This window comes from Streptomyces krungchingensis (assembly GCF_054729265.1).
On the sequence record NZ_JBPUKY010000001.1, the window covers coordinates 4,104,001 to 4,116,152 of the forward strand.

The following is a 12,152-nucleotide window of genomic DNA, read 5'->3' on the forward strand; positions in this document are numbered from 1 at the left end:
CCCGAAACACGATTCTTTCGTAACGGTGCGGCCCCCGGGGGGTGGGGCGCCTGACCTGTGCGTCAGGATGTTCGGAACACATAAGCATCTGGAGGGGAACCCAGTAATGAGCTACAACCAGCCGGGCCCGTACGGCGGGCAGCCCCAGCAGCCCGGACCGCACGGTCAGCCGGGCCCGTACGGCCAGCAGCCGCCGCAGGCCCCCCAGCCCGGCTATGGCTACCCCCAGCAGACACCGCCCGCGCAGCAGCAGCCCGGCTACGGCTACCCGCAGCAGGCCCCCCAGGGCGTCCCGCCGCAGACCCCTCCCTACGGCCAGCAGCCGTACGGCCAGCAGCCCTACGGCGCCGTGCCGCAGCCGCCGGCCCCGGAAGGCGGCAAGAAGAAGACCGGCCTCATCATCGGCGCGGTCGCGGTCGTCGCGGCGATCGCGGTGGGCGCGTACTTCGTGATCGGCGGCGGAGGCGGCGGCTCGGACGTCGCGGACGACGGCCCGCACAAGCTGACGACGCCGGCGACGGTGATCAACGGCGAGTACAAGAAGAGCGACAAGTCCGACGACACCGGCGGCATGACCAAGTCGGACCTGAAGGACGCCGAGGGCTGGGGTGTGCAGGACCCCAAGGACGTGAGCGCGGCGTACCAGTCGGGTGACGAGAGCAACCCGCTCGCCATGAAGCAGATCTCGTTCGGCGGTGTCTACGGCACCATCGACGACCCCGAGAAGGCCGTCGACAACATGTTCGCCGACATGAAGAAGAACCAGGAGAAGGAGGGCACCGAGGACGGCGAACTCGTCGGCAGCCCCAAGGCCTACGAGCCGAGCGGCCTCGACGGTGCCGTCCTCAAGTGCCAGGAGGTCAAGGTCAAGAACGACAAGTCCTCCTCGGGCGGCCCCAGCGAGTTCACGATGCCGGTCTGCATCTGGGGCGACCACAGCACCCTCGGGTTCGTCATGCCGATCGACATCGCCAGCATGATGGCCGGCAAGGGCAGCACTCCGGAGGCCGCGGCCGACATCGCCGCCAAGCTCCGCAAGGACGTCCGCGTCAAGATCTGACGCGCGGACCTGACGACGGAGGTGGGGCCCGGCCGGACGGCCGGGCCCCACCTCCGTCTGCGCTCAGGGCAGTTGGCCGGCCGACGCGCACCGGCTGTTCGCACGCAGAAGGGCGCCCGGTGAGATGCACCGGGCGCCCTTCTGCGTATGCCTGGCCGGCGTTACGCCGTCTTCTGCTCCCCCGAGCCGCCGCGGCGGGCGTCGCGGGGGATCAGGGTGGGGTTCACGTTCGAGTGGACGACGTCCGCCGTGATGACGACCCGGGCGACGTCCTTGCGGGAGGGGACCTCGTACATCACGGACATCAGGACTTCCTCCATGATGGCGCGCAGACCACGCGCACCGGTCTGGCGGAGGATGGCCTGGTCGGCGATGGCCTCCAGGGCCTCACGCTCGAAGTCCAGCTCCACGCCGTCGAGTTCGAAGAGGCGCTGGTACTGCTTCACCAGAGCGTTGCGCGGCTCGACGAGGATCTGGAGCAGGGCCTCGCGGTCCAGGTTGTGGACCGAGGTGATGACGGGCAGACGCCCGATGAACTCGGGGATCATGCCGAACTTGACCAGGTCCTCGGGCATGACGTCCTCGAACTGGTCCTTGGACTCCAGCTCCCGCTTGGAGCGGATGGTCGCACCGAAGCCGATGCCCTTCGCGCCCGCCCGCGCCTCGATGAGCTTCTCCAGGCCCGCGAAGGCACCGCCCACGATGAACAGCACGTTCGTCGTGTCGATCTGGATGAACTCCTGGTGCGGGTGCTTGCGGCCGCCCTGGGGCGGTACGGAGGCGGTGGTGCCCTCCAGGATCTTCAGCAGTGCCTGCTGGACGCCCTCACCGGACACGTCACGCGTGATCGACGGGTTCTCGCTCTTACGGGCGACCTTGTCGATCTCGTCGATGTAGATGATGCCGGTCTCGGCCTTCTTGACGTCGTAGTCCGCCGCCTGGATGAGCTTCAGCAGGATGTTCTCGACGTCCTCGCCGACATACCCCGCCTCGGTCAGCGCGGTCGCGTCGGCGATGGCGAACGGCACGTTCAGCATCCGGGCCAGAGTCTGCGCCAGGAGCGTCTTGCCCGAGCCCGTGGGGCCGAGCAGCAGGATGTTCGACTTCGCCAACTCGATGGCGTCGTCACGGTTCTGGCCGGTGCTGTTCTCGCCGGCCTGGACCCGCTTGTAGTGGTTGTACACCGCGACCGAGAGGGCCTTCTTGGCCGACTCCTGGCCGACCACGTACCCCTCCAGGAACTCGTAGATCTCGCGGGGCTTGGGGAGTTCCTCCCACCGCACCTCGCTCGTCTCGGCGAGCTCCTCTTCGATGATCTCGTTGCAGAGATCGATGCACTCGTCGCAGATGTACACACCGGGGCCTGCGATGAGCTTCTTGACCTGCTTCTGGCTCTTGCCACAGAACGAGCACTTGAGCAGATCGCCGCCGTCACCGATGCGTGCCACGGTGTGCTTCCCCTTCGCCTGGGAGACGCCTAGGTCCAGCGGCTCCTGGTGCTGCCTTATGTCCGACGGTACCTTGCCGAGCCCCCCGTTCGGGCCCCCCTTGGCGTGGTTCACTTTGTCGTGAACCACGCCAAGGGGCGGCAGACGATACAGAGTCCGCGTCAGCGGACGTCGGCGTTGTTCATCTTCCGGGTGGAGATGATCTGGTCGATCAGGCCGTACGACAGGGCGTCCTCGGCCGTGAGGATCTTGTCGCGCTCGATGTCCTCGCGGATCTTCTCGATCGGCGTGGTCGAGTGCTTGGCCAGCATCTCTTCCAGCTGCGCACGCATCCGGAGGATCTCGTTCGCCGCGATCTCGAGGTCCGAGACCTGGCCGCGGCCGGTCTCGCTGTAGGGCTGGTGGATCAGCACACGGGCGTTCGGCAGCGCCATGCGCTTGCCCGGCGTACCGGCGGCCAGCAGGATCGCGGCGGCCGAGGCGGCCTGGCCCATGCAGACCGTCTGGATGTCCGGCTTCACGAACTGCATCGTGTCGTAGATGGCCGTGAGCGCCGTGAAGGAGCCGCCGGGGCTGTTGATGTAGACCGAGATGTCACGGTCGGGGTCCATCGACTCCAGGCACAGCAGCTGTGCCATGACGTCGTTGGCGGAGGCGTCGTCGATCTGCACGCCGAGGAAGATCACGCGCTCCTCGAAGAGCTTCGCATACGGGTCGTACTCACGCACGCCCTGCGAGGTGCGCTCGACGAAGCGCGGGATGACGTAGCGGGACTCCGCGCGAGGGCCGGTGTACTCGGCCTGCGTGCGGGCGTAGAGGCCGCTGCCGGGGAAGTCGTTCACTGTGTCTCCTGAAGAGCCTGAAAAGGGCTGAGGCGGTCGGCTGGGGGCCTTGAGGGGCGCGTGTACGTCGATGCACTCCGGCTCACGCCACAGTGCGCCGCGTACGCCGGTTACGCCGCCCCGGTGCCGCCGCCGCCCGGCATACCGGCAGCGGTGGGCATGATGTCGTCGATGAGGCCGTACTCCTTGGCCTCGATCGGGTCGAACCAGCGGTCGCGGTCCGAGTCACGAGTGATCTGCTCGACCGTCTGCCCGGTGTGGAAGGAGGTCAGCTCCGCCATCCGCTTCTTGGTGTGCAGCAGCCGCTCGGCGTGGATCTTGATGTCCGACGCGGAGCCGGCGAGGCCGGCGGAGGGCTGGTGGATCAGGATCTCGGCGTTCGGCAGGGCGAAGCGCTTGCCGGGGGTACCGGCACTGAGCAGGAACTGGCCCATCGAGGCCGCCATGCCCATGGCGATCGTCACCACGTCGTTCTTGATGTACTGCATGGTGTCGTAGATCGCCATGCCGGCCGTGATCGATCCGCCGGGGCTGTTGATGTAGAGGTAGATGTCCTTGTCCGGGTCGGAGGCAAGGAGCAGCAGCTGCGCGGTGATCTTGTTGGCGATGTCGTCGTCCACCGGCTGGCCGAGGAAGATGATCCGCTCGTTGAGCAGCCGGTTGTAGACCTGGTCGCCGAGGCCACCACCGAAGTTGGGCTCACCGGCGGCGGAGGGCATCAGATTCGTCACGTATCCACCTGCTCGTCTTACGACGGCGCCGGGCCGTCTCACGTCTTCTGCAGGGGCCTGGGACCCCGGGTTCCGCACCGCCTCCCGGCGGCGTCCGGGGACTCCCCTGCCCTCGTATTCATGGACCCTAACGCGCGGCTCCCTCCGGGGAATCCCGCAGAGGGAACTGTTCGCTGTGAGCGCATGCGCTGCGCCGGCTTCACCAGGGCCCCGGGCCCCTTGTCCGCCCGCTCGGGTCGGCCGCGTGTACCCCCGAAAGGCCGCACCCGGTGGGGGTCCCCGAGGGCCGGGACGCGGCTGCGGCGAGGTGGGGGTCGCTCGCGCAGTCCCCCGCGCCCCTGAGCGAGCCGACGGGGACCCTGGCGGACAGGTCCCCGGGCGTCCCTGGGCGAGGGCGACGAGGGGCCCCGGGCGCCGCCGGGGACGGCGACGGGCCCCCGGGGACTGGGAAGTCCCCGGGGGCCCGTCAATGTCTACCGCTGAGGCGATCAGGCCTCGGGCTTGTCCTCGGCCTCGGCGTCGGCGGCCTCGACGGTCTCGGCCGTCTCGTCCTCCTCGTCGTCCAGGTCGACGATCTCGCCGTTGGTGTCCTTGACCGTGGCGGCCTCGACGACGACCGCGAGGGCCTTGCCGCGGGCGACCTCGCCGACGAGCATCGGCACCTGGCCACCCTCGACGACGGCCTGGGCGAACTGGTCGGGGGACATGCCGGAGGAGGCCGCGCGCCGCATGAGGTGCTCGGTGAGCTCCTCCTGGTTGACGTTCAGCTTCTCCTTGTTGACGAGCTCGTCAAGGACGAACTGCGTCTTGATGCCCTTGATCGCCGCTTCCTTGGTCTCGGCGTCGAACTCTTCCTCGGTCTTGCCCTGGATCTCCAGGTACTTCGCGAGGTCGAGGCCCATCTGGCCGAGCTGGTGGTGCTCCAGGTTGTGCTTGCGGGTGTTGATCTCGTCCTCGAGCAGCTTCTCGGGGACGGGCACCTCGACCAGCTCGAGCAGCTTCTCCAGGACGCGCTCCTGGGCCTGCGTGGCCTGGTCGTACTGCTTCATGTTCTCGAGGCGCTTGCGGCTGTCCGCCTTGAGCTCGTCGAGGGTGTCGAACTCCGAGGCGAGCTGCGCGAAGTCGTCGTCGAGCTCGGGGAGTTCACGCGCGGCGACCTGGGTGACCTTGACGGTGACCTCGGCCTCCTTGCCGGCGGCGGAGCCGCCCTTGAGCTCCGAGGCGAAGGTGGCCTCGCCACCGGCCTCCAGGCCCTTCACGGCGTCGTCGATGCCGTCGAGCAGCTCGCCGGAGCCGATGGTGTACGAGACACCGCTGGCGATGCCGTCCTCCAGCACCTCGCCGTCGACCTTGGCCTCCAGGTCGATGGTGACGACGTCGCCGTCCTCGGCGGCGCGCTCGACCGGGGAGGTCGACGCGAAGCGCTCGCGCAGGTCGGAGACGGCCTTGTCGATGTCCTCGTCGGTGACCTCGACGGCGTCGACCTCGACCTCGATGCCGGAGTAGTCCGGGATCTCGATGACGGGGCGGATGTCGACCTCGGCGGTGAAGTTCAGCGTCTCGCCGTCCTTCAGCTCCGTGATGTCGACCTCGGGCTGGCCGAGGACGTTCAGCTCAGCCTCGTTGACCGCTTCGGTGTAGAACTTCGGGAGCGCGTCGTTGACGGCCTCCTCGAGCACGGCGCCCCGACCGAACCGCTGGTCGATGACGCGCGCCGGGATCTTGCCCTTCCGGAAGCCCTTCACCGTGACCTGCTGGTTGATCTTCTTGTACGCCGCGTCGAGGCTGTCCTTGAGCTCCTCGAAGGGCACCTCGACAGTGAGCCGAACCCGGGTCGGGTTCAGGTTCTCCACGGCGCTCTTCACGGTTCGGTCTCCTTGTGGCTGACTTCTTGGGGGTTCTGCTGCGTGCTCCTGCCGGATCCGGCAGGGCCTTCAGCGGATTCGCGGCCCTTGAGAGACGTGAGAGTGCAGACACACGGGCGCGCAGCTTGCATAGTAACCGCAGGCGGTACACGCCCCAAAAGGTGATCTTCGGAGGGTCGGAGCCCCGCTGGGTTCCGGCTCGTGGTCGGGGTGGCGGGATTTGAACCCACGGCCTTCCGCTCCCAAAGCGGACGCGCTACCAAGCTGCGCCACACCCCGTCGGTGCGACACGTAGGGTACATGCCCGCAGGCAGTGCGGCTGCCGCATTTCCCGGGTGTGCGGGCGACGCGGAAACGGGGTGTGCGGCGGAGGGGTTCGACCCGCTACGATGCCTCCTGTGCCGCGGTCACTGACCTGCGGCGCCGCTTGTGCGGGCGTAGCTCAATGGTAGAGCCCTAGTCTTCCAAACTAGCTACGCGGGTTCGATTCCCGTCGCCCGCTCCACATGGCTCAGGGCCGGGCAGAGGACCACTCCTCCGCCTGGCCCTTGCTGTTTCCCGGGACTCCGTCCGTTCCGCCGTGCCCCGTGAGCGGGCGGAGCCCAGGAGGAGTCGACGGCGCCACCGGCTTCAGTGCCGGCTGTTGCGGAATCCGATGACCACGGCGCCCCACCAGCAGACCTGGGACACCAGAGCCGTCGCGGCTCCCCAGGCCAGGAGACGCGGCGTGAGCGCCGCACCGCCCTGTTGCGCCATCCGTCTGTTCAGGAGCCCGGCCTGGAGGCCGTTGAGGGTGAGGGCGAGCACCAGCCCCAGCTTGACGCGCGTCAGGGTGGAGGCGAGGTTCGGATGGAGCATCGCGCCGCTGGCCACGAGACCGGCGAGGCCGGTCCAGATGGGGACGTGGAGGTGGGCCGTGCAGTTCAGGGCATCGCGCAGGGTGCACCGGCCCGTCAGATACAGGAGCGCGTAGTAGTCGGCCACCAGGACGGCCCCGAAGCCGAGCACGAGCGAGGCCAGGTGGGCGAAGAGTCCCGATCCGCGTGCACCCGACCGACCACGACCGTGGGCGAGCCTGGCGCGACCGCCGGCGACGGCGTTCGGCCACGGCGTCCGGGGTTCGGGGTTCGGCTCAGGCGTTCGAGGCCGGCCTTCAGAGGCGGCGTACGTCGACGGAGTACACGCAGCGCGTTCCGTACGGGACGTACAGGGCGTCGCCGACCAGGAGGAGCGGGGCGCCGGAGTCGGCCATGCCGGTGGGGCCGGCGTCGTTGCGGCCGGGGCGGGTGGCGTCGACGCGGCCGGTGCGGCGGTCCAGGGCGGCCAGGCGGCCGTTCGGCGAGGCGACGTAGACATGGGTGGCGGAGGCGAGCGGCGGGCCCGGGAACTCCACCGACGAGTTGCTCTCCCAGGCCTGGCGGCCGGTGCGTGGGGAGACCGCGCGGACACTGCCGTTGCCGAGGGTGAAGTAGAGGGTGCCGCGTGCGAGGTGGACGGCCGCTCCGGCGGGCTGCGGGCGCGCGAGCGGGACCCTGAGCAGCCGGTGGGTGGCGGCGTCCACGGTGGTGAGCGCGCGGTGGGCGGTCTCCGGATCCGTCTCGGCGAGGATCAGGCGGCCCTGGTCCTGGCCGAGGAGGTGGAGGGAGCCTTTGGCGACGGCCGTCCAGCGGGGCCTGCCGGTGGCGGTGTCGAGGGCGGACACGCTGGTGGTCTGCCCGTCGTCGGGCCGGCACACCAGGTAGGGGCGGTGCGCGGCGGCCACGACGACACAGGTCGTGTCCTCGGGCATGGGCCGCGTCCAGCGGATCCGGCCGTCGTCCGCGTCGAGGAGGGCGTACGCGCGGGCGTCGTCGCCGAAGACGGTGACGACGCCCGCGGGGACCGCCGCGGCGCCGCCGTCCTGGAGGTCGGGGGCCAGGGCGCTGTCGCCGTCGGCGGTGCGCGTCCGCCAGATCACCCGCCCGGTGGCGGCGTCCACCGACTGGACCGAGTAGTGGGCGTGGCTCGTGCCGGTCTCCCGGCCCCTGGGGGACTCCGTCTCGTCGTTGGCGTAGACGTAGACGTGGCCGGCGCGGGTACCCAGGACGGAGCCCTCGTCGCTGCCGAAGTCGTCGGGGGTGGAGTCGACGGGCCGGGTCCACGGGTGCCGGCCCGTGGCGAGGGAGAAGCGGGCCGCCTTGACGTCGTCCCCCGCGCAGACCAGGGACCCGCCGGCTGCACCGCAGCTGCTGAACGGCCCGCCGGCCCGGTCGGCGGGGTGGGCCGGCTCCGCGGCGGCGTGCCACGGGCGCCAGCCGGGCGGCAGGTCGCTGCGGACGGGGTCGGCGCCGGTGTACCGCACGACGGCGGCCGAGGCGGCGACGGCGATCAGCAGGGCCCCCGCGCAGGCGGCGAGGAGGCGACGGCGGCGCCGGGGGCGGCCGGGCCCGGTGGGCGGACCCGGGGGCTGCTCCGGGGGCCCGTCGGGGCCGGGGCTCGGGTGCGGACGGGTGCCGTCGCGCAGGAGCGTGAGGAGTTCGTCGGGGTTCGGCCGGGACTTGGGGTGCTTCTGCAGGCACAGCTCGACGAAGGGGCGCAGCCCGGCGGACAGGCCGTCGAGTTCGGGGGCGCCCTCGACGACACGGGTGGCCGTCTCGTAGGGGCTGGGGCTGTCGAAGGGGCCGCGTCCGGTGGCGGCGTAGGCGACGACGGCGCCGAGGGAGAAGATGTCGGCGGCCGGGCCGACGTCGTGCGGGGTCGAGAACTGCTCCGGGGACATGAAGGGCGGGGTGCCCATCACGCGCCCGGTCTGGGTGAGCGCGTCGGCGCCGCCGAACTCGGCCGCGCGCGAGATCCCGAAGTCGATGACGCGGGGCCCGTCGTCGGCGAGCATGACGTTGGCCGGTTTCAGGTCGCGGTGGACGACCCCGGCGCGGTGGATGTCGCGCAGCGCCTCGGCGAGGCCCGCGGCGAGCTCGCGCAGCCGGTCCGGCGGCAGCGGGCCGTGGTCGCGCACGCGGGTTCCGAGGTTCTCGCCCGGTATGTAGAGCGTGGCCATCCAGGGGCGCGGCGCGTCGGCGTCCGCGTCCACGACGGGGGCCGTGAAGGCTCCGCTCACCTGCCGGGCCGCGGCCACCTCGCGGCTGAAGCGGATGCGGAACTCGTCGTCGTCGGCGTACTGGCCGTGCACGACCTTGATCGCGAGGCGGCGGCCGGAGGCGGAGCGGGCGAGGTAGACGACGCCCATGCCGCCCGATCCGAGGCGGTCCTCGATGCGGTACCCGCCCACCTCCGGCGGGTCCGATGCACGCAGCGCCATCCTCGTACGCCCCCCGCTTCCGCGTCACCCGGCTTCCGCCGGTGTTCCGAGGGCGAGCGTATCCGTCCGGTTCCGCTCAGAAGCTGATCGAGTTGATGGTCTCCGCCAATGAGTTGAGGAAGCGGTTGATGGACGGAGCCATGCCGGTGGACGCGAGGAAGAAGCCGAAGAGCACCGCGACTATGGCAGGTCCCGCCTTGATCGATCCCCCTCGGATCAGCACCACGAGGATGATCGCCAACAGCAGCACCACTGACAGCGAAATGGCCACAACTGATCACACCCTACGGTCGGTCCGCTCTCCCGGCCCGGAGGTGCAAGCCCCGCACACCCCCGCCAGAAACCATCGTGCCACCAACCCGGCCTGCGTATGCGGCCGGTGACGCATCGTCGGCCAGGGACGCGCCCGGCCTGCACAGGCGCAACGCCTCGGGGTGCGTGAACGGAGTGGCCCCGTACGGCAATTCGAGACTCCCCTCGCACGAGTACGGCGGATGTAATTCAGAGGAACCGTTGCTGTGTCCACACATCCTGTTCGCAGGTAATTCGAATTGTTGCCACGGGCACACCCGGGCCCCCACAAGCCGACCTGAAAGACCAATCAATCGGACATATCGCCAGAGTCGCCCGCAGACGTTATGCACCATTTAGTCAGGATGAAAGAGGACAGAACACACCCATACGGTAAGCGAATCGGTATGTGGAACCACTTGCGAAGAGGCAGGCACACATCTTCAAATACGGGGTACTCGCAGGCGATAAGCAGGAATGACGTCGAGAGTTTTACTAACTCGCACAGACAACGCTAGGGTGCCTCAGATGTTCCACGCCGCCACGTCCCCCGCATGCGCAGCGAGGTCCAGGATCTTCTCCACGAGTGCTTGGTGGGAGGGCCTGTGACGAACTCGCTCCGACCGAACGGCCACCACAGAGCGCCACTCCCCCCGGCACAGGAGCCGGCGGACGGAGTGCCGAGCCCGCGCTCCCCGCAGACCCCGAGAGCGGCCGCTGACGCCGCCCCGGCGGGCACCAAGCCCGCCAAGCAACGCGACGCGTTCTTCGACAACGCGAAGTACCTGGCGATCGTGCTCGTGGCCATGGGCCACGCATGGGAGCCGCTGAAGGGCCAGAGCCGCATCGTCGAAGCCGTGTACACGGTCGTGTACAGCTTCCACATGCCGGCCTTCATCATCATCTCCGGCTACTTCTCCCGCAGTTTCGACATGCGGCCGGACCGGCTGAAGCGCCTGGTGACGGGCGTGCTCGTGCCGTACGTCCTCTTCGAGACGGCGTACTCCCTCTTCCAGCGCTACGCCGCTCCGGACCCCAGCCAGTCGATCACCCTGCTCGACCCCTGGTACCTCACCTGGTTCCTGGTCGCGCTCTTCGTCTGGCGGCTGACCACTCCCCTGTGGAAGGTGGTCCGCTGGCCGCTGCCGCTCGCGCTGACGATCGCGGTGCTGGCCTCGGTGTCACCCGACATCGGCGACGACCTGGACCTCCAGCGCGTCCTGCAGTTCCTGCCGTTCTTCGTACTGGGTCTGGTCATGAAGCCCGAGCACTTCCAGCTGGTGCGCCGGCGCGAGGTGCGGATCCTGTCGGTTCCGGTCTTCGCCGCCGCGCTCGTCGTCGGCTGGTGGGCGGTGCCCCGGATGAACACGGCGTGGTTCTACCACCGTGACGCGGCGCAGAACCTGGGCGCCCCGTGGTGGTCCGGCGCGGTCATGACCTTCGCGCTCTTCGGCTGCTCGCTGCTGCTGACCGCCTGCTTCTTCGCCTGGGTGCCGCGGCGCACCTTCTGGTTCACGGCACTGGGCGCGGGCACGCTGTACGGCTACCTGCTGCACGGATTCCTGGTCAAGGCCGCCGACTACTGGGGCTGGTACGAGCCCTCCTGGCTGCACAGGCCGCTCGGCGAGATCGCCGTGACGCTCGTCGCGGCCGCGGCGGTCACCGTGCTGTGCACCCGGCCCTTCCAGCGGATCTTCCGCTTCGCGATGGAGCCGAAGATGGAGTGGGCCTTCAAGCGGGACGCCAAGGAGCTGGCCCGCGAGCGGGAGAAGGCCAGGGCGTAGGCGGCGCCGTACGGCACACCTCGGCGAGTCGTGCGGCACACATCGGCAGGTCGTACGGCCCCCTGACGGGCGGGAGTGCGGGTCCGGGAGAGAACTCCGGGCCCGCACTTCGCTGTTCGGCCCCTGTCGTCCTGAGGGCTGTCCCGTGATCCCCGGCGGGCGCACGCAGCCCTCAGCCGGGCGGGAGCCCCAGGAGGGCGCGCATCGTCGCGTACTTCTTGGTCAGCCGGGCCCGGGTGTGCTCGTCGAGGACGGCGAGCCGGACCGGGTCCGCGTTGTGCGCCAGGTCCGAGGCCTTCACCAGCAGGGCGCCCGGCGTCGTGCGGATACGCCGCGCGTACGACTCCGGCGCCTCTCCCTCCCGCTTCGTCACCGCCAGCACGATGTCCTTGGTGCGCGGGCTCAGGGCGGCCTCGCGCAGCCAGTCCTCGGAGAGCGCGTCGTCCTCGACCGCGTCGTGCAGCCAGGCCGCGGCCACCTGCTCGTCGTCGCCGCCGCGTTCACGGACGCCCTCCGCCACGGCCCGCAGGTGCTCGCTGTAGGGCCGGCCGGCCTTGTCGGTCTGGCCGGCGTGCGCCTCACGGGCGAGGGCCTCGACTTCGGCCAGGGTCAGGAGAGTGTGGGTCACCGCACCAGTGTCGCCCCGCACCGGTCCGCTCGGGACCCGTGCGGACGAAGAACCCGCGGGGACGGGAGGCCGGGGCCGCACGGGCGCGGGGCCCTCGCCGTGGTTCGGGCACGGGCGCGGGGCCCTCGCCGTGGTTCGGGCACGGGCGCGTGGGCCCCGCCGCGGGTCGGGCACGGGCGCGTGGGCCCTCCCGGTGGATCGGACC

Annotated in this window: 10 protein-coding genes and 2 tRNA genes; 3 read left to right on the top strand and 9 right to left on the bottom strand. The window is 70.0% G+C overall.

Annotated elements, in window-relative coordinates; all coding sequences use genetic code 11:
* The first annotated feature begins 106 nt into the window (after positions 1-106).
* Positions 107-1,060: a hypothetical protein gene (locus ACSYGO_RS18170; protein ID WP_460387066.1), complete on the top strand. Its 954-nt coding sequence runs from the start codon at positions 107-109 to the stop codon at positions 1,058-1,060.
* Between the two features lie 161 nt (positions 1,061-1,221).
* Here the strand turns inward: ACSYGO_RS18170 and clpX are convergent, their stop codons facing one another.
* From clpX to ACSYGO_RS18195, 5 genes are all read right to left on the bottom strand, one after another.
* Positions 1,222-2,508 carry an ATP-dependent Clp protease ATP-binding subunit ClpX gene (gene clpX, locus ACSYGO_RS18175; protein WP_028802634.1) on the bottom strand — a complete coding sequence of 429 codons (1,287 nt, stop codon included), beginning with the start codon at positions 2,506-2,508 and terminating at the stop codon, positions 1,222-1,224.
* A 161-nt stretch (positions 2,509-2,669) separates the two neighbouring features.
* Positions 2,670-3,350, bottom strand: a complete 681-nt coding sequence (locus ACSYGO_RS18180; protein ID WP_426682410.1) for an ATP-dependent Clp protease proteolytic subunit — start codon at positions 3,348-3,350, stop codon at positions 2,670-2,672.
* Between the two features lie 110 nt (positions 3,351-3,460).
* Complete coding sequence (locus ACSYGO_RS18185) at positions 3,461-4,069, bottom strand: ATP-dependent Clp protease proteolytic subunit (RefSeq protein WP_028802636.1); 609 nt, start codon at positions 4,067-4,069, stop codon at positions 3,461-3,463.
* A gap of 500 nt (positions 4,070-4,569) precedes the next feature.
* Positions 4,570-5,946: a trigger factor gene (tig, locus tag ACSYGO_RS18190; RefSeq protein WP_435227854.1), complete on the bottom strand. Its 1,377-nt coding sequence runs from the start codon at positions 5,944-5,946 to the stop codon at positions 4,570-4,572.
* A gap of 202 nt (positions 5,947-6,148) precedes the next feature.
* Positions 6,149-6,225 (bottom strand) — tRNA-Pro (locus ACSYGO_RS18195).
* Positions 6,226-6,377: 152 nt separating this feature from the next.
* Here ACSYGO_RS18195 and ACSYGO_RS18200 point away from each other — a divergent pair.
* Positions 6,378-6,451: transfer RNA gene (locus ACSYGO_RS18200), tRNA-Gly, on the top strand.
* A 125-nt stretch (positions 6,452-6,576) separates the two neighbouring features.
* Here ACSYGO_RS18200 and ACSYGO_RS18205 read toward each other — a convergent pair.
* The 3 genes from ACSYGO_RS18205 to ACSYGO_RS18215 all read right to left on the bottom strand — a co-directional run bounded on the left by ACSYGO_RS18205 (position 6,577) and on the right by ACSYGO_RS18215 (position 9,515).
* Complete coding sequence (locus ACSYGO_RS18205) at positions 6,577-6,954, bottom strand: hypothetical protein (protein WP_460387067.1); 378 nt, start codon at positions 6,952-6,954, stop codon at positions 6,577-6,579.
* 145 nt (positions 6,955-7,099) lie between these two features.
* Entirely contained in the window at positions 7,100-9,244 is a 2,145-nt protein-coding gene (locus ACSYGO_RS18210; RefSeq protein ID WP_460387068.1) for a serine/threonine-protein kinase, read from the bottom strand.
* Between the two features lie 76 nt (positions 9,245-9,320).
* Entirely contained in the window at positions 9,321-9,515 is a 195-nt protein-coding gene (locus tag ACSYGO_RS18215) for a hypothetical protein (protein ID WP_028802639.1), read from the bottom strand.
* 625 nt (positions 9,516-10,140) lie between these two features.
* On the opposite strand from ACSYGO_RS18215, the gene ACSYGO_RS18220 reads away from it, so the two are divergent.
* Positions 10,141-11,319 carry an acyltransferase family protein gene (locus tag ACSYGO_RS18220; protein WP_426682414.1) on the top strand — a complete coding sequence of 393 codons (1,179 nt, stop codon included), beginning with the start codon at positions 10,141-10,143 and terminating at the stop codon, positions 11,317-11,319.
* Between the two features lie 172 nt (positions 11,320-11,491).
* Here the strand turns inward: ACSYGO_RS18220 and ACSYGO_RS18225 are convergent, their stop codons facing one another.
* Positions 11,492-11,947: an HD domain-containing protein gene (locus tag ACSYGO_RS18225; protein WP_257004744.1), complete on the bottom strand. Its 456-nt coding sequence runs from the start codon at positions 11,945-11,947 to the stop codon at positions 11,492-11,494.
* Positions 11,948-12,152 lie beyond the last annotated feature (205 nt).